This is a genomic window from Mycobacterium spongiae, assembly GCF_018278905.1.
Lineage (GTDB): Bacteria > Actinomycetota > Actinomycetes > Mycobacteriales > Mycobacteriaceae > Mycobacterium > Mycobacterium spongiae.
Genome location: NZ_CP046600.1, coordinates 1,924,707 through 1,950,042, shown reverse-complemented (window position 1 = coordinate 1,950,042; position 25,336 = coordinate 1,924,707). Strand labels below are relative to the sequence as shown.

General features: G+C 64.1%; 24 protein-coding genes. 8 read left to right on the top strand and 16 right to left on the bottom strand.

The genetic code is table 11. From position 1 onward, the window contains the following. Positions 1-141 precede the first annotated feature (141 nt). Positions 142-1,044: an aminoglycoside phosphotransferase family protein gene (locus F6B93_RS08005; protein WP_211698619.1), complete on the top strand. Its 903-nt coding sequence runs from the start codon at positions 142-144 to the stop codon at positions 1,042-1,044. On the opposite strand, the gene recX is transcribed toward F6B93_RS08005, so the two are convergent. Then, positions 1,041-1,565, bottom strand: a complete 525-nt coding sequence (gene recX / locus F6B93_RS08000; protein ID WP_211699344.1) for a recombination regulator RecX — start codon at positions 1,563-1,565, stop codon at positions 1,041-1,043. The genes F6B93_RS08005 and recX overlap by 4 nt on opposite strands. Continuing rightward, positions 1,531-3,675 carry an intein-containing recombinase RecA gene (gene recA, locus F6B93_RS07995; RefSeq protein ID WP_211698618.1) on the bottom strand — a complete coding sequence of 715 codons (2,145 nt, stop codon included), beginning with the start codon at positions 3,673-3,675 and terminating at the stop codon, positions 1,531-1,533. Before recA ends, recX begins: the two co-directional genes overlap by 35 nt. A gap of 170 nt (positions 3,676-3,845) precedes the next feature. Here recA and F6B93_RS07990 point away from each other — a divergent pair, with 170 nt between their 5' ends. Then, positions 3,846-4,502: a (2Fe-2S)-binding protein gene (locus tag F6B93_RS07990; protein WP_211699343.1), complete on the top strand. Its 657-nt coding sequence runs from the start codon at positions 3,846-3,848 to the stop codon at positions 4,500-4,502. 14 nt (positions 4,503-4,516) lie between these two features. Here the strand turns inward: F6B93_RS07990 and F6B93_RS07985 are convergent, their stop codons facing one another. Both F6B93_RS07985 and F6B93_RS07980 read right to left on the bottom strand, forming a co-directional pair. Further along, a complete protein-coding gene (locus F6B93_RS07985; RefSeq protein ID WP_425518509.1) occupies positions 4,517-4,711 on the bottom strand; it encodes a DUF3046 domain-containing protein in 195 nt (64 codons plus the stop codon). Between the two features lie 22 nt (positions 4,712-4,733). Further along, positions 4,734-5,900 (bottom strand): glycosyltransferase, encoded by a 1,167-nt coding sequence (locus F6B93_RS07980; protein WP_211698617.1) that lies wholly within the window; start codon positions 5,898-5,900, stop codon positions 4,734-4,736. 43 nt (positions 5,901-5,943) lie between these two features. Between F6B93_RS07980 and F6B93_RS07975 the strand changes: the two genes are divergently transcribed. Continuing rightward, positions 5,944-6,375, top strand: coding sequence for a limonene-1,2-epoxide hydrolase (locus F6B93_RS07975; protein ID WP_211698616.1), 432 nt, complete (start codon positions 5,944-5,946; stop codon positions 6,373-6,375). A 16-nt stretch (positions 6,376-6,391) separates the two neighbouring features. On the opposite strand, the gene pspM is transcribed toward F6B93_RS07975, so the two are convergent. The 4 genes from pspM to pgsA form a co-directional block, all read right to left on the bottom strand. After that, positions 6,392-7,225, bottom strand: coding sequence for a phage shock envelope stress response protein PspM (gene pspM / locus F6B93_RS07970; RefSeq protein ID WP_211698615.1), 834 nt, complete (start codon positions 7,223-7,225; stop codon positions 6,392-6,394). A 19-nt stretch (positions 7,226-7,244) separates the two neighbouring features. Then, positions 7,245-8,057, bottom strand: a complete 813-nt coding sequence (pspA, locus tag F6B93_RS07965) for a phage shock protein PspA (protein WP_211698614.1) — start codon at positions 8,055-8,057, stop codon at positions 7,245-7,247. Positions 8,058-8,183: 126 nt separating this feature from the next. Next, complete coding sequence (clgR, locus tag F6B93_RS07960; protein WP_211698613.1) at positions 8,184-8,531, bottom strand: transcriptional regulator ClgR; 348 nt, start codon at positions 8,529-8,531, stop codon at positions 8,184-8,186. Between the two features lie 108 nt (positions 8,532-8,639). Beyond that, complete coding sequence (gene pgsA / locus F6B93_RS07955) at positions 8,640-9,230, bottom strand: CDP-diacylglycerol--glycerol-3-phosphate 3-phosphatidyltransferase (RefSeq protein ID WP_211698612.1); 591 nt, start codon at positions 9,228-9,230, stop codon at positions 8,640-8,642. Positions 9,231-9,289: 59 nt separating this feature from the next. Between pgsA and F6B93_RS07950 the strand changes: the two genes are divergently transcribed. Continuing rightward, a complete protein-coding gene (locus F6B93_RS07950) occupies positions 9,290-9,814 on the top strand; it encodes an amino-acid N-acetyltransferase (RefSeq protein WP_211698611.1) in 525 nt (174 codons plus the stop codon). A 114-nt stretch (positions 9,815-9,928) separates the two neighbouring features. Here the strand turns inward: F6B93_RS07950 and F6B93_RS07945 are convergent, their stop codons facing one another. After that, positions 9,929-12,577, bottom strand: a complete 2,649-nt coding sequence (locus F6B93_RS07945; protein ID WP_211698610.1) for a DNA translocase FtsK — start codon at positions 12,575-12,577, stop codon at positions 9,929-9,931. Between the two features lie 143 nt (positions 12,578-12,720). Between F6B93_RS07945 and F6B93_RS07940 the strand changes: the two genes are divergently transcribed. From F6B93_RS07940 to F6B93_RS07930, 3 genes are read left to right on the top strand one after another with little or no spacing between them, the layout of a single operon-like run. Further along, positions 12,721-13,032, top strand: coding sequence for a putative quinol monooxygenase (locus F6B93_RS07940; protein WP_211698609.1), 312 nt, complete (start codon positions 12,721-12,723; stop codon positions 13,030-13,032). 5 nt (positions 13,033-13,037) lie between these two features. Then, positions 13,038-13,871, top strand: a complete 834-nt coding sequence (locus F6B93_RS07935; RefSeq protein WP_211699341.1) for a mycofactocin-coupled SDR family oxidoreductase — start codon at positions 13,038-13,040, stop codon at positions 13,869-13,871. A gap of 3 nt (positions 13,872-13,874) precedes the next feature. Further along, positions 13,875-14,747 carry an SAM-dependent methyltransferase gene (locus F6B93_RS07930; RefSeq protein ID WP_211698608.1) on the top strand — a complete coding sequence of 291 codons (873 nt, stop codon included), beginning with the start codon at positions 13,875-13,877 and terminating at the stop codon, positions 14,745-14,747. Between the two features lie 54 nt (positions 14,748-14,801). On the opposite strand, the gene F6B93_RS07925 is transcribed toward F6B93_RS07930, so the two are convergent. From F6B93_RS07925 to thyX, 3 genes are all read right to left on the bottom strand, one after another. Beyond that, on the bottom strand, positions 14,802-16,478 hold the full coding sequence (locus F6B93_RS07925) for a ribonuclease J (protein ID WP_211698607.1): 1,677 nt from the start codon (positions 16,476-16,478) through the stop codon (positions 14,802-14,804). Positions 16,479-16,521: 43 nt separating this feature from the next. Continuing rightward, positions 16,522-17,424, bottom strand: coding sequence for a 4-hydroxy-tetrahydrodipicolinate synthase (gene dapA, locus F6B93_RS07920; protein ID WP_211698606.1), 903 nt, complete (start codon positions 17,422-17,424; stop codon positions 16,522-16,524). A gap of 102 nt (positions 17,425-17,526) precedes the next feature. Beyond that, entirely contained in the window at positions 17,527-18,279 is a 753-nt protein-coding gene (gene thyX / locus F6B93_RS07915; protein ID WP_211698605.1) for an FAD-dependent thymidylate synthase, read from the bottom strand. Between the two features lie 283 nt (positions 18,280-18,562). Between thyX and F6B93_RS07910 the strand changes: the two genes are divergently transcribed. Then, positions 18,563-20,995: a bifunctional aminotransferase class I/II-fold pyridoxal phosphate-dependent enzyme/GNAT family N-acetyltransferase gene (locus F6B93_RS07910; RefSeq protein WP_211698604.1), complete on the top strand. Its 2,433-nt coding sequence runs from the start codon at positions 18,563-18,565 to the stop codon at positions 20,993-20,995. A 70-nt stretch (positions 20,996-21,065) separates the two neighbouring features. On the opposite strand, the gene F6B93_RS07905 is transcribed toward F6B93_RS07910, so the two are convergent. The 4 genes from F6B93_RS07905 to F6B93_RS07890 are packed head-to-tail and all read right to left on the bottom strand — an operon-like array spanning position 21,066 to position 25,334. After that, positions 21,066-22,088: a restriction endonuclease subunit S gene (locus F6B93_RS07905; protein WP_211698603.1), complete on the bottom strand. Its 1,023-nt coding sequence runs from the start codon at positions 22,086-22,088 to the stop codon at positions 21,066-21,068. 50 nt (positions 22,089-22,138) lie between these two features. Next, entirely contained in the window at positions 22,139-23,614 is a 1,476-nt protein-coding gene (locus F6B93_RS07900; protein ID WP_211698602.1) for a class I SAM-dependent DNA methyltransferase, read from the bottom strand. Between the two features lie 11 nt (positions 23,615-23,625). Continuing rightward, positions 23,626-24,840: a winged helix-turn-helix domain-containing protein gene (locus F6B93_RS07895; RefSeq protein ID WP_211698601.1), complete on the bottom strand. Its 1,215-nt coding sequence runs from the start codon at positions 24,838-24,840 to the stop codon at positions 23,626-23,628. Next, positions 24,840-25,334 (bottom strand): dihydrofolate reductase, encoded by a 495-nt coding sequence (locus F6B93_RS07890; protein WP_211698600.1) that lies wholly within the window; start codon positions 25,332-25,334, stop codon positions 24,840-24,842. The genes F6B93_RS07895 and F6B93_RS07890 overlap by 1 nt, the downstream gene beginning before the upstream one ends. Positions 25,335-25,336 lie beyond the last annotated feature (2 nt).

Sequence of the window (25,336 nt, the reverse complement as noted above, 5' to 3'; positions counted from 1 at the left end):
CGCTCGTTCGCGACGCCCGGTGTCGGGGCGTTGCGCGGCATGGTCGAAGTCACGGGGCCATGGTACCGGCGGCGAGCCGACGTCTGGCCTGCCGGATTGACCCCTGGGCACGTGGATTGATGGTATCGATGCAGAACGATGATGCATGGTGACGAAGCGGCCGTCGACAGCACGATGGTTGCTCGGTTGCTCGCCGCGCAGTTCCCGCGGTGGTCAGAGCTTCCGTTGGCGCGCGTGGAGTCCGCGGGCACCGACCACGCGATTTACCGGCTTGGTACCGGGTTGTGCGTACGGCTACCCCGAACGCCCTCGGCCAGCGGCCAAGTGCACAAGGAGCACCAGTGGTTACCCCGCTTGGCGCAGCTGGTGCCGCTGTCCATCCCAGCACCGCTGGCGTTGGGGAAGCCCGGCGAGGGTTATCCGTGGCACTGGTCGGTCTACGACTGGCTCGAGGGGCACACCCTCGACCCGGGTGGCATTACCGATATTCAGCAGGTGGCGCACGACCTCGCTTCGTTCGTGGCAGCGCTGCACCGAATCGACCTGGCGGGCGGGCCGGCTCCCGGTGTGCACAATTTCTTCCGCGGCGTCCCGCTCGCTGCCCGAGATGCGGCCACCCGGAAAGCGATCGCGGAACTTAGCGACGAGGTTGACACCGCAGCTGCGATCGCGGCGTGGGAAGCTGCCCTGCGGGCGGCGCCGTGGCAAGGGCCGGGTGTCTGGATTCACGGCGATCTGTCATCCGGCAACTTGCTGTTCCAGCAGGGCAGGCTTGCCGGTGTCATCGACTTCGGCGGCGTGGGCGTGGGCGATCCGGCGTGCGATTTCAGCGTCGCCTGGGAGTTGTTCCCTGCGGCTGCCCGCGACGCATTCCGCACCGCCCTTGCAGCCGACCCAGCGAGTTGGAACCGAGGCCGCGGATGGGCATTGTCCATCGCGGCGATTCAGCTCCCCTATTACCAGGACACCAACCCGATGCTCGCTCACCGCGCCCGGAAGGTGATCGCCGAGGTGCTGATGGACTACCACCAGCAGAATCCCTAGACTCGGCGCCGCTCCCGTTCGGCGGCCAGCTCGGCGGCGACCACCTGGCACGCCACGTCTTGGCTATATCCGCGGCGCGCGAGCATTGCTACCAACCGGCGGCTCACCCGCACCTCGTCCTTGCGATCCTCGCTGAGCGCCTCCCGCCGCAGCCTTGCGCGTACCAGCTGCTCAGCGCGCGATCGCTCGGCACCGGCATCCATCCCATCCAGCACCGCGGTGATCACGTCATTGTCGACTCCCCTGGTGTGCAGCTCGGCGGCCAGCGCGCGTTTGCTCTTTCCGGTGTTCGCCCGCCTCGACGACACCCACTGTTGGGCGAACTCTGTGTCGTCCACGAGGCCGACGGCAGCCAGCCGATCCAATACCCGGTTAGTGATGTCGTCCGGGTATCGGCGTTTGGCCAGCTGGCCGCGCAATTCGGCCCTGGTCCGTGACCGCGCGGTGAGCAGACGCAGGCACAACGCCCGCGCCTGCTCCTCGCGCTCAGAAGTCGACGGGGGCGGGCAAGACGCCGTCATGCGCGGAGTCATCAGTCACCACTGCACCAATACCGAGCTTTTCTTTGATCTTCTTCTCGATCTCGTCGGCCACGTCGGCGTTCTCGATCAGGAAGTTGCGGGCATTCTCTTTGCCCTGGCCAAGCTGCTCGCCCTCGTAGGTGAACCAGGCACCGGCCTTGCGGATGAAGCCCTGATCGACACCCATGTCTATCAACGAGCCTTCCCTGCTGATACCTCGGCCGTAGAGGATGTCGAACTCAGCCTGCTTGAACGGTGGCGACACCTTGTTCTTCACAATCTTGGCCCGGGTGCGGTTGCCGACCGCATTGGTGCCGTCCTTGAGCGTCTCGATTCGCCGCACGTCCAAGCGCACCGACGCATAGAACTTCAGCGCCTTTCCACCGGTTGTCGTTTCGGGCGAGTTATGCACCATCACTCCGTCGACGAAGTAATTGTGATTGCCCTCGACCTCAATATCGAACCGGTTCATTGACCGGGTGGGCGGCTTGACATGCACGTCGAGGACCCGCGCGGGCACCAACTGCTGCGTGGGTTCGACGAACTGTGGCGTGACCGTGCCTCGACCACGGAACCGTGGCAACAGCTTGTACTCCATGGTCGGGGCCACATATGGCGCAACCAGTTCTTGAAACGCTGCCGTGGCAGCGGTAGAGAACACCAGCACCGCCTTGTTTGCTGAGCCGGCATATCGCATCCGCACATCCAAGCCGTATGTATCACGCAAATAGCCGCACAACCGCATACGTGTGCCTTCGGTCATGGCCTCGACGCAGATCTCGATGCGACCACTGCCACCAGCGGTACGCTCCTGTACCCCCTTGGAACGCAAGCTGAATGAACCGTCGTCCATATACCAGATAGCCAGAGCCAGCGGTGTCAGCGCCTTGAGATACTCCTCCGAAAAGAACTTCCTGCCATTTTCGAGGTAGACCGCGCGCTGTAGTTCGGCGAGCTCTGGGAGCGGGGTGAAGTCGACGAAGCTGGCGCCCTTGGCATTTTCGCGCACCGTATGACCGATGTTGCCCATCAACGCGGTCTTCCACCGCAAGTACTCCACCTGCTGGACACCATGCCCCAGCCGGAAACGAACTCCGTTGCGGTCACGCCGATTGGATGAGAGGTTCCCATCACCCATGAGCGATCCCAGCACTACCTGAAACTGCTGGTCACTAAGCAAATGCGGCTCGACGGCCAGCACACGGTCACCGGCGATGAGATCACCGGCTTCTGTCCAGCCACCTGGTGTTCGAATGAGGTGGTTGTGTGTCGCCGCAAACTGCGACTTACCATTACCGCTGGACTTCTCGACGGTAAACTGAAGGAACTGTTCGGTCGGCCCGTTATTGAACCAGTTGACTATCTTGCGAGGCACTATTCGGTCCGTCCCCGGGTCATAGGACAGCACTTCGACGTCCATCTTGTTATTGACGATCTTGCCGATCTTCTCGGTCGTGCCATCAGCAAGTGTGACTCGAGTCGAATAGTTCATGCACCCGAACATCACTCCAATTTTGTCGCGGAGCTGGTTGATGAAGATCGCCGTGGTGCCCGAGTTGTTCAGTGCGCCGGTCATTTTCCGTAGCGCCTGGCTCATCAGCCGGGCCTGCAGACCGACGTGACTGTCCCCCATCTCGCCTTCGAGTTCCGCGCGCGGCACCAGCGCGGCCACCGAGTCGATCACCACAATGTCGAGCGCACCCGAGCGGATCAGCATGTCCGCGATCTCGAGCGCCTGTTCACCGGTGTCCGGCTGGCTTACCAGCAGGGAATCGGTGTCGACCCCGAGCTTCCTGGCGTACTCGGGATCCAGCGCATGCTCGGCATCGATGAACGCCGCGACACCGCCGGCGGCCTGGGCGTTGGCCACCGCATGCAGTGCCACAGTGGTCTTGCCCGAGGACTCCGGGCCGTATATCTCTACCACCCGGCCACGCGGCAATCCGCCGATGCCGAGAGCGACGTCCAGTGCGATGGAACCGGTCGGGATGACCGAAATCGGCTGGCGTACCTCGTCCCCGAGGCGCATCACCGACCCTTTGCCGTAACTCTTCTCGATCTGGGCCATTGCCAGTTCGATAGCCTTCTCGCGGTCGGGGGCTTGCGTCATGGCGCTTCTCCTGTAGTCGGTGTTCGATGACCGGTATTGGTCGGTTGGCCGTGACACTAGAGACGACCACCGACAAGTTGAGATCTCCGAATGGTCCCCACAGTAGCCGAACACTTGTTCGATTCAAGTTCGACACGCCGCGTGTGGCAGTATCACCTCTCGAAGAGCACATGAACATCTGCGTGGAGTTGTCCGAAATCTCCTCCTATGGAGGGTTTTTCGCGCTGGCCGTCGGCGGCGACGCAACAGGATGGCATCCCGTCGGTCAGTCCTACGCCACCGGCCATGCGGACTTGATCGAGGCCACCGCCGCGCGCTACCGCACGACCGAGCTACGAGTCCGCGCCTCCCTGGTCCACCTCGGCCATGCCGCCCGGCTGTGGTCACCGGTTCTCGCCTGCGCGTTGGGCCACGGCGTCATCCCAGACCTCAGCGATCTACAGCGCGCCGACGACGGGGCGCAGCTACGCCTACCCGAACCCGTCGGAGAACCCGTCGAGGCCGACTCACCCATCGCGGACTTGCTGTACCGCGTTGTCGTGCAGCAACATCTGGAACCTCTCGCGGCCGGTCTGCGGGTCAAGCTCGCGCCCGGTCTGCTTTACGGCAACATCGCGTCTGCCCTCGTCGGATCGTCGAAGGCCCTGCTGGCGGCGCGACCGGACCTGCGCCAGCCCATCGCCACCACAACCAGTTCGCTGTTGGGGACCGGCAGACTGACCGGATCCGGCACGATAACCGGCGCCGACCTAGGCTTCACCCGCAATAGTTGTTGCCTCTTCTACCGCTTGCCCGGTGCGGGAAAATGCGGCGACTGCCCGCTCTAGCCAGCACGAAACGCTCACCACTGATCGCGTGGCACGTCGAAGTCAACGCATAGTGCCCGCCACACGTCACGAGGCTCAACGCCCTGCTCAATGGCCTGGGCAGCCGTCTGGCCGTCAAAGCCGGTCAACACGTGATCGACCAGCACCGACGAGCTGTACGCAGCGCCGAATCGCAGGACAACCCGCTCGTTGAACTCCGTTAACCGCACACCCGCCAAGATACCCAGCTGATTACCCGGCGAGCGCGAGTGCTTCGTGGCACACCTGCACCGGATCGGCAACTCCGGTAATGCTCACGGCAGCGCGTTGGGCGGCCTCACGATACGGCGGCGCCGACAGCACAGTGTTGACCTCGGCCACCAAGGCTTCGGCCGTCAACGGGCGAATCAGCCGGGCGCTGCCCTGCCGTACCACCCGGTTGGCCATCTCCCATTGATCCCCGCCGCCAGGAACCACCACTAGGGGCACGCCGGCCATCAGCGTCTTGGCCACCATCCCGTGTCCGCCGCCACAGATCACGAGGTCGGCATGCGTCAACAACTCGGCCTGGCTGCCCAACCCAACCACCGCCCACGGTGGCACCGTCAGATCCGCTCCGCTCAGCCGCGACACCGCTAGGCGCGATCCCGGTGGAAGCGTGTCTCCCGGCGTCAAGCACTCCAGCGCCACTTCGGCTAGTCCGATGGTTCCGGTCAGCGCGGTGGACGGAGCGACGACCACCACCGGCCCGGGACCGGAGGGGATGGTCAATATTTGGTCGGTCGGCTCGAAGTGCAACGGGCCTACGACCACGGCTTCGGCCGGCCAGTCCGGACGGGAAACCTCCAGGGCGGGCAGCGTAGCGATGAGCCGTCGCAGCGGCCCGGGGTCGGTGGCGGGCAGCCCCAGCTGCACCCGGACGGCCGAGCGCTGCCGCAGGCCAGCGCGCCAAGACCGCCCCGTCAACGCTCGCATGGTGGAATCGCGCAGCCGACCACGGATGCCGGTGCCCGGTGCCAGACCACTGCCGATCGGCGGCAATCCTTTGGACGGCAGATACAGCGGATGCGGATTCAGCTCGACCCACGGGATCCCCAACAGCTCCGCAGCCATACCACCACAGGCGGTGATGACGTCGGCCACCACCAAATCCGGCGCCAATTGGCGCAGCTGTGGCGCGTTGAGGATCGCCATCTGCGCGGCGCGCCGGTGGATCCGCGCGCCAGCGTCGAGGTCGTCGTCAGTGGCAGCGAGCCCGTCCAGCTCAATAGCGTCAATGCCGGCTCCGCGGGCCGCATCCAGCCATTCCACCCCCGTCAACAGAGTGGGCGTGTCACCGGCTTCGACAAAGCGGCGGCACAGCGCGATCGCGGGGAACGAATGCCCGGGATCCGGCCCGGCGACCACGGCAACGCGCATCGGCCCTACCCTGCCACAGCGCCCCAGCCGTACGCTGACAACCATGACAGAGCTAGCTCAGACATCGGTTGAGAACATCCGCACGGTCGAGGGATTCCTGAACGCCCTGCAGGATGCGGACTTCGAAACCGCAGACGCCGCACTCGACGACGACCTCGTCTACGAAAACGTCGGACTGCCGACCATCCGCGGCCGTCACCGGACAATGCAGCTGTTCCGCCGGATGGAGGGCCGCGCCGCGTTCGAGGTGAAGATCCACCGGAGCGCCGCCGATGGCGCTGCCGTGCTCAACGAGCGCAGCGACGCGCTAATCTTCGGTCCCCTGCGGCTTCAGTTCTGGGTCTGCGGCGTGTTCGAAGTGCACGATGGGCGGATCACGCTGTGGCGGGACTACTTCGATTTCTTCGACATGTTCAAAGCGACCCTGCGCGGTCTGGCGGGATTAGTGCTGCCGTCGCTGCGGGCCACGTTCTAGCCTCGTAAGCCCACGACTAGCTGTGCGCCAAGCCGCCGAGTTCGTCGAAGGCCTGCGCCCAGCCGACCAGACGATCAGTGGCACCCACCAGCTCCGCGCGATAGCGCTGCTGTGCACCCACTGCGGCTCCTCGGCCAGCATCACCGTTTGCCGATGAGACCAATTGTGCTGCGGCGGTGACCATTGTGTTGTATTGACGGACGCCGGCGCTCAGCTGCGCGGTGAATGCGTTGATGGTGGGCACCAGATACGAACGTGATGACGTGGATTGCTGCGCCGCCCGCTCCATGGACACCACCTCCGACGCGGTGGCCACCATCGCCGCAGAGGTCTGGTTGGCCGCGGCCGTCAGATCACGGATTTCGGCTGCTGGCAGCATCGCACCGCGCTCGATGACACCGAGCAGCGAGAAGAAGCCCCGTTCGGAGGCGCCAAGGGCAGACATTGCGGGGCGCGCCGCCGAACCCGCTGGTGGCAGCCGACGCGCGTTGGACTGCCGCGGCGCTGGCAACGGCTCCGAGCGCAGCCAACGGTAGCGAAAGAGCAACAACGTTGCGGGAATAGCCTGTAAGACCGCTATGGTGCCGGTGACCACCAGCAGCAACACGAACCAACCCCAGGCCGCCAGCAACGCCGTCACTACTGCCCAAAACACACACCCGGCGCTGAATACCAGACCCCACCGCAGCGCCCGGCGACGACGCCGAAGCAACCGAGCTCGCGGATCGGCTGCCGCACTAATCTTTTGGACAACCAGACCGGACAGGTCCGCGGCGGTGTCCATACCACGCTGGTAGCCGCGCCGGAGCACCGCGCGCCACCGCCCGCGCTGCCCCGGCTCCACTGCCATCGTCGACCGTCCCGCCTTGCTACTGCCCGAAAGGCTTCTCGGTAATCGAGCCGCGTGAGGCCTCGGTAGCAGGCGCGGCCGGGCTGGCCGAGCCTCCGGCCGGCAACGCCTCACCACGCATCGACGCGCGGATCTGCTCCAGCCGAGAATGACCGGCCATCTGGATACCGGCCTGCTCGACTTCGAGCATGCGGCCCTGCACGGAGCCCTGGGCGAGCTCGGCCGAACCGATCGCATTGGCGTAGCGCCGCTCGATCTTGTCGCGTACCTCGTCGAGGGTTGGCGTGTTGCCCGGCGCAGCCAGTTCGCTCATCGATCGCAGCGATGCGCTGACTTGCTCCTGCATCTTCGCTTGTTCCAGCTGGCTGAGCAGCTTGGTGCGCTCGGCGATCTTTTGCTGCAGCACCATCGCGTTGCGTTCAACGGCTTGCTTGGCTTGGTCTGCCGCACCGAGCGCTTGGTCGTGCAACGCCTTGAGGTCTTCGACGCTCTGCTCAGCAGTCACCAGCTGGGCGGCGAACGCCTCCGCCGCGTTGTTGTATTCGGTGGCTTTGGCTACGTCGCCGGCGCTGGTGGCCTGATCGGCCAATGTCAGCGCCTGACGAACGTTGACCTGCAGCTTTTCGATGTCCGCCAGCTGCCGGTTGAGCCGCATCTCCAGTTGCCGTTGATTGCCGATCACCTGCGCGGCCTGTTGCGTCAGCGCCTGGTGGGTCTGCTGCGCCTCCTCAATGGCCTGCTGAATCTGCACTTTCGGGTCGGCATGCTCGTCAATCTTGGAGCTGAACAGCGCCATGAGGTACTTCCACGCTTTGACGAACGGATTGGCCATCAGTGAGCTCCGCCTTCGCTTCTTGTATGTCGGATCGACCCGCATGGGCCGCGGACTGACCTAGCGCTTATCCTGCCGCTCAATTTAACTGGTCAGCGCGAATCTGGTCGACTCCGTCCCCGGGCATCATGCCACCGCCCAAGACGCCACCTGGGGAATGACGACCTTGGTGTTGACATCGATGGTGGCACCGGTTGCCGGGCTATCCGACGCAACGCTGGTCACGCTCTCATTCAGCTCGGTCTGCGCCATCCGATCCCCGGCTTCGGTGAGCACCACGGACAAGGGAACCTCTAACGCCGCGCAAATCGCGTTGAGCAATTCACTGGAAAGTTCCTTGCGGCCGCGCTCGACTTCCGAGAGGTACCCAAGGCTCACCCGGGCCGCATCGGACACTTCGCGCAGCGTCCGGCCCTGCGAGGTCCGAGCCCAGCGCAGCACGTCGCCAATGACCTCGCGCATCAAGGACGCCATCACGCTCTCCTTTGTTTCCGAACACGCCTTTGTTTCCCAATACGCCTTTGTTTCCTCATACGGGCGTCATCAGGTGAACGCCGACAGCGGCGGTGTTGGTTCCCGGGCTCAGCCCCTGGCTTGGCGAATCCCCCGGACCGCCGAGGCAACGTAGTCAATGCCGGTGACCACTGTGAGCACAACCGCAATGCCCATAATTACCGCGGCCGCCATGTGCAGCGCACCCGATAGGGGCAACACGAACAACCCGATCGCCACGGCCTGCACCACGGTCTTGACCTTGCCGCCCCAACTGGCAGGAATGACACCGCGGCGGATGACGGCCAACCGCAACAGTGTCACCCCGAGCTCGCGGGTCATGATCAGCACCGTGACCCACCAGGGCAAGTCACCGAGCATCGACAACCCGATCAACGCCGCACCGATCAGCGTCTTGTCGGCAATGGGATCGACAAAAGCACCAAATTCAGTTGCCATACCGTAGTTGCGGGCCAGCAGGCCGTCGAACCGATCGGTCGTGCAAGCGACCGCGAATATCACGCAGGCGACAACGCGGGCAGTCCAATGGTGACCATCGCCGTAGAACAGGGCAAATAAGAAAATCGGGACCAGGACCAGCCTGACGAAAGTGAGAATATTGGCCAAGTTGGCGATGCTGGCACGCTCGGGCAATCGATTCGTTTGAGGCTGGCCCGACACGGCAACAGAATAACGGTTGACCAGCTCATCCGGTCTTCGATGTCGATACTGTTTCACACGTGACCGAAAGCCGACGGGATAACCGCGCGATGGTGCGGCGCGCGCGGACCTCCGACGTCCCGGTGATCAAGCGACTCGTCGACACCTATGCAGGAAAGATCCTCCTGGAAAAGAACCTGGTGACGCTGTATGAAGCCGTCCAGGAGTTCTGGGTCGCCGAACACCCCGAGATGCCGGGCGAAGTGGTCGGTTGTGGGGCATTGCACGTGTTGTGGTCCGATCTCGGCGAGATCCGCACGGTCGCGGTCGACCCCACCGTGACCAGCCACGGTATTGGCCACGCCATCGTCGATCGGCTTCTCGAAGTGGCCCGTGACCTGCAGCTCGACCGGGTGTTCGTGTTGACGTTCGAGACCGAGTTCTTCGGCCGCCACGGGTTCACCGAGATCGAGGGCACGCCGGTCACTGCCGAGGTATTCGACGAGATGCGCCGTTCCTACGACATTGGGGTCGCAGAATTCTTGGATCTGAGCTATGTCAAACCGAACATCCTGGGCAACTCCCGGATGCTGCTAGTGCTCTAGCAGCACGAGCAGCACGAGCAGCACGAGCAGCACGAGCAGCACGAGCAGCACGAGCAGCACAAGAAGCGCACCCACGCCGCCTCCGGCGTGTGACTTAGTGTCTGCTCGGCGGTGCTACTCGGTCTCCTCGTCGGGATCGGCGCCTGAGTTCGGGCCCCGGATCGCCGCCAACGTCGCCGCCAGCTCATCGGGCTTGACCAGCACCTCACGCGCCTTTGACCCTTCACTGGGCCCCACGATGTCGCGCGTCTCCATCAGGTCCATCAACCGGCCGGCTTTGGCGAAACCGACCCGCAGCTTTCGTTGCAGCATCGACGTGGACCCGAACTGGCTGGACACGACCAGCTCGACCGCTTGCAGGAACACATCCATATCGTCGCCGATGTCCGGATCGACGTCGGTGCGCTCGCCGGACGGCTTTGCGGTAGTGACCCCCTCGGTGTATTCCGGCTCGGCCTGATCCTTGCAGGCGGCGACGACGGTATGAATCTCCTCGTCGCTGATGAACGCGCCCTGGAGCCGGATCGGTTTGCTGGCACCCATCGGCAGGAACAGCCCGTCGCCCATGCCGATCAGCTTTTCCGCCCCCGCTTGGTCCAGGATGACTCGACTATCGGTGAGCGACGAGGTTGCAAAGGCGAGCCGTGACGGCACGTTGGTCTTGATGAGCCCGGTGACCACGTCTACCGACGGGCGCTGGGTAGCCAGCACCAGGTGGATGCCCGCCGCACGGGCTTTCTGGGTAATCCGCACGATGGCGTCCTCGACGTCGCGCGGCGCGGTCATCATCAGGTCAGCCAACTCATCGACGATCGCAACGACATACGGATAGGGCCGGTACTCCCGTTTGCTGCCAAGCGGCGCCGTGATCGCGCCCGATCGCACCTTCTCGTTGAAGTCATCGATGTGGCGCACCCGCGACGCCTGCATGTCCTGGTACCGCTGCTCCATTTCGTCGACGAGCCACGCGAGCGCAGCCGCGGCCTTCTTAGGCTGGGTGATGATCGGCGTGATCAGATGCGGAATGCCTTCGTAGGGAGTCAGCTCCACCATCTTCGGATCAATCAGGATCATCCTGACCTCCTCCGGAGTGGCCCGAGTCAACAGCGAAATCAGCATGGAGTTGACGAAGCTGGACTTGCCGGAACCGGTAGAGCCGGCGACCAGCAGGTGTGGCATTTTGGCCAGGTTGGCGGAGATGAAGTCCCCTTCGATGTCCTTGCCCAGTCCGATCACCAGCGGATGATGGTCGCGGCGGGTAGCCGGCGCGGTGAGTACCTCGGCCAGTCGCACCATCTCCCGATCGGTGTTGGGTACTTCGATACCGACAGCGGACTTGCCGGGGATCGGGGCCAGCATGCGGACACTCTCGGTGGCCACCGCGTAGGCGATGTTGCGCTGCAGTGCGGTGATCTTCTCCACCTTGACGCCCGGGCCAAGCTCGACTTCGTAGCGGGTGACTGTGGGCCCGCGGGTGCAGCCAGTAACCGCGGCGTTGACCTTGAACTGGGTGAGCACATCCCCGATGGCGCCAGCCATGTGGCTGTTGGCGGCGCTGCGCTTCTTGGGCGGGTCACCGGCTAGCAACAGGTCCAGCGACGGCAGCGTGTACGGACCTTCGACCACCCGGTCCAGCATCTGGGTGTTCTGCTTTCGGGAGCCACGGCTATCATCACCGTTCTTTCGGGACTTTCCGGGCTTTCCGGCGCCGCGCGCAACCGCCGGTTCCGGGGTGGTCGGAACATCGTCTGGGTTTTCGGGGAGGTCGCCAGCGGGCCACGCCTGCGCCTCGTCGTCGGCGAACGACCCTTGATGAGAATCGTCGTAGTAGCCGTCGGAGAAGTCCTCGCTCGCGAGGTCCCGTAGGTCGGCATCGCGGCCCTCGCCACCCTCGTAAGGATCGCCGGCGTCGTAGTCACGTTGGAATAGCCCGGTGCCGAACATCGCGCGCAAGGCATCGGGCACTTCGCGGATGGTGATTCCGGTCAGCAGCAACAATCCAAATAACGCACCGATGAACAACAACGGTGCGGCGATCCACGCGGTCAATCCGTCCGCCAGCGGACCACCGATGACGAAACCGACAAAGCCCCCCGCACTTCGCCGCAACTCGGGACCTTGCGGCGAACCCGCCCATAGGTGACAGAGGCCCAGCAACGAGCATCCGATCAGGCTGGCACCAAGGATCAGCCGCGGCCGCGCGTCGGGGTTGGGCGCGGTCCGCATCAGCGTTACCGCCACCCCCACCGCGACCACCGGCAGCACAACAACACCCGAGCCGATCAGGGTGCGCAGCACCACGTCGACCCATACGCCCACCGGCCGGGCCGCGTCGAACCAGGAGCTGGCCGCGACGATCACGGCAACTCCGAGCAGAACCAGCGCTATTCCGTCACGGCGATGTCCGGGCTCGATGTCGCGGGCCCGCCCGATCGACCGCGCGGCGCCACCCGTGCCTTTGGCAGCCATTAGCCACGTCGCGCGCATGACCCGGCCGCAGGTGAGTCCGGCAGCGACCAGCATCGACCGATTGCGCCGGCCGACCGGCCTGCTCACTGCTTTGGCGGGCTTGCTGGGACGCTTTTTGGGAGCACTGGGACGCTTCTTGGGAGCAGCTGATCGCGCACTTCGTGGCGCACCCCGCGAAGTGGCCTTTGACCTGCTCGTTCGACTACTGGAGCGGCCAACAGTCTTGCTTGCCATGCACGCAAGGGTAGTCGCAAATACACCATCTACACCACCCGCCACACTGGTAACGCTCATCTCGGCACGCTCTGCGCCGTCGGTCGCCGAGACGCGTGAGTAGGGTGACAAGCGGTGAGAAAAGTCATTCTGAGTTCCCGCCGCACCAACCCCGCATCCCCCAACGCGTGTCCCATAAACACCGCAGACCCAGGAGGCCTGGCATGCCCGTTGTCGTCGCGACATTGAACGTCAAACCCGAATCAGTCGACATCGTTCGCGATATCCTCACGCGCACAGTCGCAGAGGTGCACAGCGAACCTGGCTGCCAGCTCTATGCGCTCCACGAAACCGGCGAAACCTTTGTCTTCATCGAGCAATGGGAAAGTCCCGAAGCGCTCCAGACTCATGCCACCGCACCCGCGGCGACCGCGATGTTCACCGCAGCCGGCGAGCATCTTGCCGGAGCTCCCGACATCAAATTGTTACAGCCCATTCCAGCCGGGGATCGCGACAAAGGACAGCTGCGTCAGTGATCGACGTGCCGCCGGACGGACCGCTAGACGAGCCCCTGAAAGGCAAGACCGCCTTCATTACCGGCGCCGCGCGCGGCTTGGGGCGCGCACACGCTATTCGACTGGCGGCTGGCGGCGCCGACATCATCGCGGTGGACATCTGCGACCAAATCGCCACTGTGCCTTATCCGTTGAGCACTGCCGATGATCTGGCAGACACCGTCAAGCGCGTCGAGGACTTCGGCGCCCGAATCGTGGCCAGACAGGCCGACGTCCGCGATCGCGCATCGCTGTCCGCCGCGTTGCAAGCTGGCCTCGAAGAGTTCGACCGTCTCGACATAGTTGTGGCTAATGCGGGTATCGCCATGATGGGGGCGGGCGACGACGGCTGGAACGACGTTATCGACGTCAATCTGAGCGGCGTCTACCACACCGTGCAAGTTGCGGTACCGACCATGATCGCCCAGGGTAACGGCGGCTCGATCGTGTTGATCAGCTCAGCCGCAGGGCTGGTCGGCATCGGCAGCGATGATCCCGGATCGCTTGGCTACACGGCCGCCAAGCACGGCGTGGTCGGCCTAATGCGGGCTTACGCGAACCAACTTGCGTCGCACAATATTCGGGTCAATTCGATACATCCGTGCGGGGTCGACACGCCAATGATCAACAACGAGTTCTTCCGGCAGTGGCTAGATACAGCCGAAGCGGATGCACCCCGGGATCTGGGCAACGCGTTGCCCGTCGAGTTGGTAAAGCCCGATGACATCGCCAACGCCGTGGCGTGGCTGGTGTCCGACCAGGCTCGCTATGTTACCGGCGTCACCCTGCCGGTTGATGCGGGCTTCGTGAACAAGCGGTAGCCGATGACCCGAAATCCCGCCGCACAGACCGCGTTCGGCCCCATGCTTTTGGCCGCCGTCGAACAAAACGAGACCGCCGAGCACCGGCTCGTAGACGACGACCTCGCGGACCTGTTTCTGCCGGCACCCCTGCGATGGCTCGTCAGCGCGACCCGATACGCGCCGCTACGGCGCGCACTGATCAAGGTGTCGGAATGGTCTGGGCCCGGGCTGTGGGTCAATCTGTGCTGCCGCAAGCGCTTTGTCGGCGACAAGCTCAGCGAAGCACTCGACAATATCGACGCGGTGGTCATCCTCGGCGCTGGGTTCGACACACGGGCCTACCGGTTGACCCGGCAGGTCCGCATCCCCGTCTTCGAAGCAGACCTGCCGGTCAATATTGCCCGAAAGGCCAAGACGGTCCGACGGGTGCTCGGCGAACTGCCGTTGTCGGTTCGCTTGGTGGCGGTGGACTTCGAGCATGACGATCTGCTGACCGCACTGGCCGAGCACGGCTACCTCACCGACTACCGCGTCTTCTTCATCTGCGAGGGCGTTACCCAATACCTCACCGAAGACGCTGTTCGCAGAACATTCGAAGGCCTGAGAGCGGCCGCTCCGGGCAGCCGCATCGTGTTCACCTACGTCCGCCGGGACTTCATCGACGGCACGAATCGCTATGGCACCCGGACGCTATACCGATCGGTGCGCCGACGACGGCAGCTGTGGCATTTCGGCTTGCAGCCTGACGACGTGGCGGGCTTCCTCTCCGAGTATGGATGGCGGTTGGTGGATCAGGCCGGACCCGACGAACTTGTCCAGCGCTATGTCGAACACACCGGCCGCAAACTCGGTGCATCGCAGCTCGAGTGGTCGGCCTACGCCGAGAAGAGCTAGCACCCTCGTCGCAACCGCCACAAGACCAGCGGTGGTTGATCTTTCACAGACGCGTCAGACCTCGATGACCGTGGGCACGATCATCGGCTGCCGACGGTAAGTCGCACCCACCCATTTGCCCACCGTGCGGCGCACCCCCTGTGCGATCCGGATGGGATCGGTGACGTTGGCAGCCACCAACGTCTCCAGCTCGGCCTCAACCTTGCGCACTGCGGGTTCCAGCGCTTTGGGATCTTCGGAGAAGCCGCGCGAGTGCAGGTGCGGGGCGGCCACGGGCTGGCCAGTGCCGCGTTTGACCACCACGGTTACCGCGACGAAGCCAGAAGACAGGATGAGTCGCTCGCCCAGAGTGATGTCACCGACGTCGCCGGTGATCAAGCCATCAACGAACATCTTGCCCACCGGCACCGCACCCGAAATGCTGGCTTTGCCGGCGACCAGATCAACGCTGACACCGTTCTCGGCCAACAGAATTGATTCCGGCGCTACTCCGGTACTTGCGGCTAGCTTGGCATTGGCCCGCAAGTGCCGCCAGGTTCCGTGTACCGGCATGACGTGGCGGGGACGAATTCCGTTGTAAAGGAACAGCAGCTCCCCGGCATACGCGTGACCGGAAACATGCACTCGGGCTTGGGCATTGGTGACGACGCGAGCTCCGATCTTGGAGAGGGCGTCGATGACACCGTATACCGCCTCCTCGTTTCCGGGGATCAGCGACGAGGACAACACGATGAGATCACCGGGGGTCAAGGTGATGCTGCGATGCTCACCGCGTGACATGCGAGACAATGCCGACATCGGCTCGCCCTGCGTGCCCGTCGTTATCAACAACACCTGTTCGGGAGGCAATGTTTCGGCAGCGCCGATGTCGAGCACATCAGAATCGGCGACCCGCAAGAAACCCAGTTCCTTGGCGATTCTCATGTTGCGCACCATCGATCGCCCGACGAACGACACTCGCCGGCCCAATGCCACTGCCGCATCGATGATCTGCTGGACCCGGTCGACATTGGAGGCGAAACACGCCACGATGACTCGGCCGTCGGCGCCGCGGATCAGCCGGTGCAGCGTGGGACCGACCTCGCTTTCGGACGGCCCGACGCCGGGGTGCTCGGCATTGGTGGAGTCACACAAGAACAGGTCAACACCGGCGTTCCCGAGCCTGGACAACCCGGGCAAGTCAGTGGGGCGCCCATCCAGCGGAAGTTGATCGAGCTTGATGTCGCCGCTGACCAAGACGGTTCCCGCGCCGGTGTAGATCGCGATGGCGAGGGCGTCCGGGGTGGAATGGTTTACCGCGAAGTACTCGCACTCGAACACACCATGCTTGCTGCTCTGTCCCTCACCGACCTGGACGAATACCGGCTTGATGCGGTGCTCGCGGCATTTCGCGGCCACCAGCGCCAGGGTGAACTTCGAGCCGACGATCGGGATGTCGGGCCGCAGCTTCAGCAGGAACGGGATCGCACCAATGTGGTCTTCGTGGGCATGGGTCAGCACCAGCGCCTCGATGTCGTCGAGCCGGTCTTCGATATGGCGGATATCCGGCAAAATCAGATCGACACCCGGCTCGTCGTGGTTGGGGAACAGTACCCCGCAGTCGATGATCAGCAGCCGGCCCAGATGCTCGAAAACCGTCATATTGCGGCCGATCTCGCTGATGCCCCCCAACGCCGTGACCCGCAGGCCGCCCGAGGCCAAAGGACCGGGTGGTGTGAGCTCTAACTCCACTTGCCGGCCATCCTTTGGCTCACTTTGGCCTCACTCGAGAGCCTCACTTGAGTACCGACGCCGCTCGCATGTCGGCGGCCAGCGCCTCGATTTGCTCCCGCGTGGCGGCCATCTGCGGCAGTCGGGGATCACCGACGTCAATACCCTGCAGGCGCAAGCCCGCCTTGGCCAACGTCACGCCACCGACCCGGTTCATCGCGTTGCACAGCGGCGCCAGCGCGACGTTCACCTTGCGGGCGGTAGCGACGTCCCCGGAGCCGAAAGCGGACAACAACTCTCGAAGCTGCCCCGTAGCCAGGTGCGAAATCACGCTGATGAAACCGACGGCACCCATCGCCAGCCATGGCAGGTTAAGGGCGTCGTCGCCGGAATAGTAGGCCAATCCGGTTTCGGCCATGATCTGTCCGCCGCTGTGGAGGTCCGCTTTCGCGTCCTTGACCCCGACGACGTTCGGGTGTGCTGCCAACGCGCGGATCGTGTCGGACTCGATGGGTATGGCGGATCGCCCCGGGATGTCGTAGAGCAAGACCGGTAGATCGGTCGCATCCGCGACGGCGGTGAAATGCGCCAGTAGCCCCCGCTGCGGCGGCTTCGAGTAGTAGGGGGTGACCACCAGGAGGCCATGAGCGCCCTCGGCCGCGCACGCCTGGGCGAGCCGGATGCTGTGCGCGGTGTCGTTGGTGCCTGCGCCGGCGATAACCCGCGCCCGGTCACCTACCGCCTCCAAGACCGCCCTCAACAACGTGCGCTTCTCGTCGTCGCTGGTGGTCGGCGACTCGCCGGTGGTACCGGAGACCACGAGGCCGTCACACCCCTGATCCACGAGGTGGGTGGCCAGTCGGGCCGCGGCGCCGACGTCGAGGGAGCCATCGGCGCCAAACGGAGTCACCATCGCGGTTAGCACGGTTCCCAGCCGCGTGGGGACGTCGAATCCGACGGTGGTCACGGTTGTCCAGATTACCTGGCGGCGGCAAGCCCTTCGGCAACCGAGGTTCAGGCTTCGGTGGCTGGACCCGATGGCCACCTCCACCTTCCCCCCTACGGCGCCTCAGGCTTCTGTCGCGAAAGGACTGGTGGCGACCTCGGTGCCGTCAGCGAGGGCGGTGACCTCGAAGTCTGCGAACACCGCCGGCGCCACCTCGACCAGCTGACGGAGGCACTCGATGGCCAGGCACCGGATTTCTACATCCGCGTGTTCGCTGGCCCGCATGGCGATGAAGTGCCGCCACGCCCGATAGTTTCCGGTGACGACGATACGGGTCTCGGTGGCGTTGGGGAGCACGGCGCGGGCAGCCTGGCGGGCTTGCTTGCGGCGCAGAACCGCATTCGGTTGGTCAGCGAACTTGGCTTCCAACCTTTCCAGTAACTCGGTGTAGGTGGCACGGCTGGCGTCGGCGGTCGCGATCAGAATTTGCCGCAGCTCCGGGTCGTCCTCCATCCCTGGCGGTACAACGACCTGCGAATCGTTTTCCGGCACGTAACGCTGCGACAGCTGGGAGTAGGAGAAATGCCGGTGCCGGACCAGTTCATGTGTGCACGATCGCGAGATACCCGTGATGTAGAACGACACACTCGCATGCTCCAGCACCGAGAAATGGCCGACGTCGATGATGTGCTTGACGTAGCCAGCGTTGGTGGCGGTTCTGGGATTGGGCTTGGACCAGCTCTGGTAGCAAGCCCGGCCGGCGAACTCGACCAGCGCGGAGCCGCCATCGGCGTCGGTCGTCCAAGGCACGTCTCGCGGCGCCTGAAACTCCGTCTTTGCGATCAGCTGCACCCGCAGCGGCGCGGTCTCGGCCACGGCGCTCACCCTAGCCCGTCCCTAGCCCGGCTGCCCCCAGCCTGGCGGCGATTGGTAACTCAGGGCTCGTACCACAGTGCGATGCCGGGTCACTTGGGCATGCTGCCCAGGCGTTGGCCACAGTTTGGGCGAATTGCCTTTGACCCCGATGCCCTCGGACGCGGATCGTCAACCTGCACGATCAGACTCGCCGGATCTGTCCAGCGCCCCAGCCCAAACACGAATTGGCAAGTCCGCTCGCGCAGACAGTTCATCCGATCCGCCACCCAAGGATGCAAGAACCATGGACAGCAAACTCATCGGGATGATCAAGGACGTCGTCGATGCCGGCAAGCGACGCGGGTTGTTGCATCTCGACAGCAAGGATGAGGAGCTTGACGGACGGTCCATCACTCTTGACGGGCGACCCGTAACCTCCTTCTCCTCGTGCTCCTATCTGGGCCTGGAGTTCCATCCCGCGCTTGTCGATGGCGTGGCCGAAGCGGTAAAGCGGTACGGAACCCAGTTCTCCTGCTCGCGGGCCTACGTCTCGAACCCGCTCTATGCAGAGGTAGAGGCGCTACTGTCCGAGCTCTTCGGCGGGTACGCGTTGGTGACCCCTACCACCACGCTTGGGCACCTGACGGCCCTGCCGGTTCTTGCTGACGAGCGGGACGCGATTGTGCTCGATCACCAGGTTCACCATTCCGTCCATCTCGGCGCCAACCAGGCCCGGGCGGGCGGGACCCGGGTGGAGCTAGTCCGCCATGATCACCTTGACCAGGCCTGTGACACCATCCGCCAACTGGCGAATCGTCATCGGACGGTGTGGTTCGGCCTCGACGGGGTGTACTCGATGTTCGGCGATATGGCCCCGACTCAGCTCCTCGAGGAGATCCTGGCCGTCGCGCCCAACGTGCGGCTTTACGTCGATGACGCCCATGGAATGTCGTGGGCGGGGCGCCACGGGCGGGGCAGCTTCCTTAGCAGGTTCCCACTCAACGACCGTGTGGTGATCGCCACCTCCCTGAACAAAGGATTTGGCGCCGGCGGAGGCTGCTTGGTATTCAGCGATCCCGAAGAGCGGGATCTGGTACGGACCACCGGCGGTCCGCTGATATTCAGCGGACCGATGCAACCACCGATGATGGGTGCCGTCCGGGCTGCCGCGCTCATTCATCTGAGCCCCGAAATTATCGAACGACAAGCCGCCCTGCGGGCCGGGGTGGACCGAGTCAACACACGGCTGTGCGATACCGGCCTGCCACCCATGGCCGTGAATGAGTCCCCGATCTTCTTCCTGCAGTGCGGACTTCCGCGCGTCGTCTACGAGGTCGCCAAGCGGATGCTCGACGATGGCCTGTATGTGAACTGCTCGGTGTTTCCTTCCGTCCCGATGAAACGCGGAGGCATTCGACTCAGCGTCACCGCGGCACACACCCTTGCTGAGATCGACCAGGCCATCGATCGACTGGCCTTCCATATCCCCGCGGTCCTGCGCGACTTCGGGGTCGCCGACGGTCAACTCGCCGATGACTTCGCGAACGCTATTCCGCGCGAAGCCGTCGCGGATACGCCGCCGGAAGGCAACGGATTACGGATGAAGATCGCGACCTCAATTCACCAGATCGATCGCGCCACCTGGGACGCCGTTCTAGGAGACGCAGCGCATTGCAGCTGGGACGCGATGGCGGCGGCCGAGGCGATCTACGGCGGCGAGAACGCTGCGCCCGAGCACCGTTGGCGTTTCCGCTATCTCGTTATCCGCGATCGGTCCGGGCAGGTAGTCTCCGCAACTTTCCTCACCGCGCTTCTCTCGAAAGACGACATGCTCTCGGCCGAGGATGTGTCACGCGAGATCGAAGAGCGACGGGCGACAGACCCCTACTACCTTACGTCCAAAGTGATTATGGCCGGGTCCACCTTGTCCGAGGGAAATCACATCTATCTGGACCGCACCGGTCCCTGGCGCGACGCATTGCGAATGATTGTGGCCGCCGCCGAAGAGGAAGCCGAGCGCTGCGAAGCGAGCACGATCATGCTGCGCGACTTCCCCGATGGGGACACCGAAATGGACGCCTTCATGCTCGACGAAGGCTTCGCCAAGGTGCCGATCCTGGACACCCACACGCTCGCGCTCGACGGCGCCGACGAGAAAACCTGGTACGCCGGGCTCGACAAGAAGAAGCGCAACCAGCTACGCCCCGCTCTCGAGCACGTGGACGACACCGAGGTGAGCTTCCACGGGACCGGCCTAGCACCACTAACCACGGAGGAGACTGTGCACCTGCATGACCTCTTCGAACAACTTGCAGCAAGAAAGTTGCGGATCAACGTTTTTCGGGTGCCCCCCAGCCTCCTGCCCGAAATGCTGTGCAACCCCTCATGGGAGCTGGGGGTTGTGCGGATTCGCGCCGACGCCGCCGGCCCGCAGCAGCCGGTCGCGTTCTGGGCCGCGCACAAGCACGGCCATACCTACGCACCCTTGCTGTGTGGGCTAGACGACGCCTGGAGACATCGTGACATTTACCGCTTGATGCTGCTGCAGCTCATTCGCCGAGCCCGTGCCCTCTCGATGCGCAAACTCCGGCTGGGTATGGACGGCGAGATAGAGAAGCGCCGCCTCGGCGCCCGCACCGAACGGATCTGCCTCTATGTGCGGACCAGCGATGACTATCACGGGGCACTCCTCAATGACACAGTCGCCGCGGTAGCCACCAGCCGCAAGAGCCACTAAGCCGCGGAACAAAGCCATGCCGCATGGCCATTGACGCCAACCAACGTCAGCGGTGCCGCAGAACCACGGCTCACATCGGGTGACTTACCTTCGCAGGGCCGTCCTCGACCCGTACCGTGCCGGACATCAGGAGTGGTAGCAGCCCGTCGCGGAAGGTTGCCAACCGGATAGATTCGGTTCGCCGCTCATCGCAGAGGCTGCCCAAGCTCGCGATCGCGCGCGACTGCGCGTGAGTCAACCGCCGAACGTCTGGCACCCGAACGTTCATGAGGTCCCGTGGGTGAACTCTTTGGCGACTGCCAGTGGTGCCGGCGACATGTCGTTGCAACGTTGCCACGACATCATCGTGTCGTACCGCTGCCCACAGGGCCGAGCTATCGGTGCCGATCGGCCGCAACGCCACGAATTCCGTACTTGCCAATGCCATTTCCGCGGGGAGCCGAACAACATTCCAGATTCGCGGGATTCTGGGGTTCAGCTTGGCAACCAGCACGCATGGCTGGGTCAAAAGGAACTTGGCGCTTCGGATGGATTCGGCGTTGACAATCCGAGGCTTCGCTCCGTCATCGAAGGCCGGAAGGCTGAAGTGGGCGACCGTGTCGTCGAAGCCCTCAGGGTTGAGAAATGCCGTCGTCCGACGCGCGAGAGTCGACAGCGGTACATGATCCGAAATCGGTTCAATACTGACGACCATCAGGGCTTCGGCGGCCTCGATCACGCGCTGGTTCGCGGCTATCTTGTCGTCAACGGCACCAAGAAACTCCGCGATCCGCAGGCGCTCCCGCGCAGGGACCGCCCGGACCCTAATGTCACGCAGGATTCTTTGATTGAGTAGGGGCTGCCCCGATCCGGCTCGGTGATCATTGAGCCCGCAGGTGTGTAGCGCGTAATACCAATACCGGGTTTCCTGCACGTTCTTTGCCCAGCAGATCAACGCATTGTCCGTGACCCAGGCAGCGGAATCGCAATAGCGCAAACTGCCGCAATACGATCCGACGCGGCCGACCACTACGGCGGGACCACTTACGTTGTGTGTGGCCGCGTACCCGATCGCCCCATTGGCGCCGAAAACCGGGAACGGTCCTTTGGCCATTCGCGCCGGCGAGCCGCTCCCGCTGCGAAAGTCGAGATGATCACCCAGCCTTACCTCCACCGCACGCGCTCCAGCTGCTGGCGTACTTCCTTGTCCCGTCGCGCGGATTCGTCGAGCGCGGCGAGCAGCTCTTTGGTCAACCGGGCGATCTTGGCCTCGGCGGGCTCCCCGTCACCAGTGGGCGCCGCAGTACCCACATACCGTCCCGGGTTGAGTGCGTAACCGGCAGCCCTGATGTCGACCAGCGTCGCCGATTTACAGAACCCCGGAACATCTTCGTAAACAACGCCTTTCGCAGCCGCCGACGTGGAGCCGGACCATGCGTGATAGGTGTCGCCAATCCGGGCTACCTCGTCGTCGGTCAGTGCGCGTTGGGTGCGATCTACCGGATAACCGAGGCCACGCGCGTCGATAAACAGCACCTGGCCGCACCGATCGCTCTTGTTCTTGGCGAAGAACCACAAACACACTGGAATTCCGGTACTGCGGAACAGCTTTGTGGGCAACGCGACCATGCAGGACACCAGGTCCGCCTCAACGATCCGCGCTCGAATGTCACCTTCCCCGCCTGCGTTCGACGACATGGAGCCGTTCGCCATCACCACACCGGCCTTGCCATCCGCTGCGAGCTTGGACAGGATGTGCTGGATCCAAGCGAAGTTTGCATTGCTGGCAGGGGGAACGCCGAAGCGCCAACGTGGATCCTGCTCGTTGCGAGCCCAGTCTTTGAGATTGAAGGGCGGGTTGGCCAGCACGTAGTCCATCCGCAGGTCGGCGTGGTTGTCGCGGACGAAGGTGTCACCCGACCGGGCGCCCAGGCCAGTGTCGTCGATTCCGTGGACGGCCAGGTTCATCTTCGCCATCCGCCACGTCTGTTCGACGCTCTCCTGCCCGTAGATCGAGATGGTGTGGGCACCGTCCTCGTGCGCACTGATGAACTTGTCGGTCTGCACAAACATCCCGCCCGAACCGCAACACGGGTCATACACCCGTCCGCTAGCCGGTTCAAGAACCTCCACGATCAAACGGACGACACTGGGTGGGGTAAAGAATTCGCCCCCTCGTCGACCTTCGGCGCGGGCGAAATTGCCGAGGAAATATTCGTACACCTCCCCCATCAGGTCCCGCGCGCGATGGCTGTCCTGACTGCTGAATCGCGCGTCAGTAAGCAGTCCAACCAGATCACCAAGCCGACGCTGGTCGACATTGCAGTAAAACCGCGGAAGGGTCCCAGCCAACCTGGGGTTGACGGTCATCACGGCTGCCATCGCCTCGTCCACGAGCTGACCAATGTTTGGGGACTTTGCGTTGTCCGCCAACGGCTTCCAGCAGGCCGCCGACGGCACCCTGAACACGTCGCCGTGCCCTTCGTCATTCTCCTCGTGGGCATCGGAGATGTACTTGAGGAACACCAGCCCAAGGATGACGTCTTTGTATTCGCTGGCCGACAGCGAACCGCGCAGTTTCTCAGCGGCCTTCCAGAGCGTGTGTTTGAGCTCTCTCGTCGTCGACGCTGCCTCTGCCATGCGGTCGCCCACTAGCTGACCCGTTTCAGGGCTGTGCGTAAGTCCCCGGACAGATCCCCCCGGCGGGACGCGGTGACCCCGCCCACCCCCAACCAGGACGCCATCAACGCGAGTTCACCGGCCAGGGCCGCAGCAACCCGCGGGCGCGATACCTCGGGCTCGGCAAAAGCTGCCAACACGCGCAACGTGTCGGCGGCACGATCTGCTTTGAGGTCCACCCGTGCTACCAGCTGACCGTCCAGCAGCAGCGGCCACACGTAATAGCCATACTGGCGCTTGGCTGCTGGGGTGTAGATCTCAATGCGATACGTGAAATCGAACAACCGCTGCACCCGAGGCCGATAGAAGATCAACGGATCGAAGGGACACAGCAGGGCCGTGCCTCGGTCACGGCGCGGCATCGTGCGTCCGGCCCGCAGGTATGCCGGCGCGGACCAGCCGTCGACGTTCACCCGCTCAATCTCACCGGCGGCGACCAGCTCGGCGATGACCGGCTTGACTTGTTGGGCCGACAGCCGGAAGTAGTCGCGGATGTCGGCCTCGGTGCCCACACCCAGCGCGCTGGCAGCCCGGAGCGTCAGCTCGCGAATAGCCTGGTCATCGTCGACGTCCCGGGCCAGCACGTCCCGCGGCAGCACCCGCTCTACCAGGTCATAGTGGCGAGCGAAGCCGACCCGGGTGGCGGTGGTGAGCACCCCGGCGGCGAACAGCGCCTCGGCCACCCACTTGGTTTCGCTGCGGTTCCACCAGGCACCTCTTGTCACGCGCGACTCGGCCGCCAGATATGCCTCGATCTGGCCGGCGGTACTCGGCCCCAGTTCGGCTACAGCGGCGACTACGTCGTCGACGAGCTGAGGGCTGGCCTTGACGATCTGGGTGCCCCAACGGCCGTGCGGGTAGTTGCGCATCCGCCACCGCAGCAACGGCCAGTCCTCGACCGCCACCAGCGCGGCTTCGTGAGCCCAATACTCGACCAGCAGCCGCGCTCGACCGTGCGACCACGCGGCGCGGTCGAGCACGCCGCGGTCATAGGGGCCTAGTCGGCTGAAAACCGGCGCGTAGTGCGCCCGCACCGCAACCGACACCGAATCCAGTTGCAGTAGTTGGATCCGCGACATCAGCCTTTTGAGATGCGCGCGCGTGATCGGGCCGGCCGGTTTGGAGTCGGCGAATCCCTGGGCCGCGACGGCGACCCGGCGGGCCTGCCCCGCGGTCAAGGTGCCCATTATCGACGGTAGCTGCAGAAGCGGTAACGCAACCCCGACCTGCTCTCGTGCCACTCCCCCGCCTCGCAGAGCCATGATCCGTTGAGCACCGGGGCCAGCACGTCGGCTGCTTCACGCGGCAGGTCGATGTCGACTTCGGTGACCTCACATCGGGTGGCCTGCGGTAGTGCTCGTGCATAGATCTGCCCCCCGCCGATCACCCAGACTTCCGACTCTTTCGCGACAGCAGCGACCGCAACATCCAAAGATTCGGCCACCTCCGCTCCATCAGCCATATAGCCAGTTTGGCGGCTCAGTACGACATTGCGCCGGCCGGGCAGCGGCCTTACCCCGGACGGCAGAGAATCCCAAGTGCGACGACCCATCACCACGGTGTGGCCCATGGTGACCGCTTTGAAGCGGGCCAGATCCTCGGGCAGCCGCCAGGGGATGGCGCCGCCTCGGCCGATCACACCGGAGGCCGACTGAGCCCAAATCAGGCCCACGGTAGTCATAA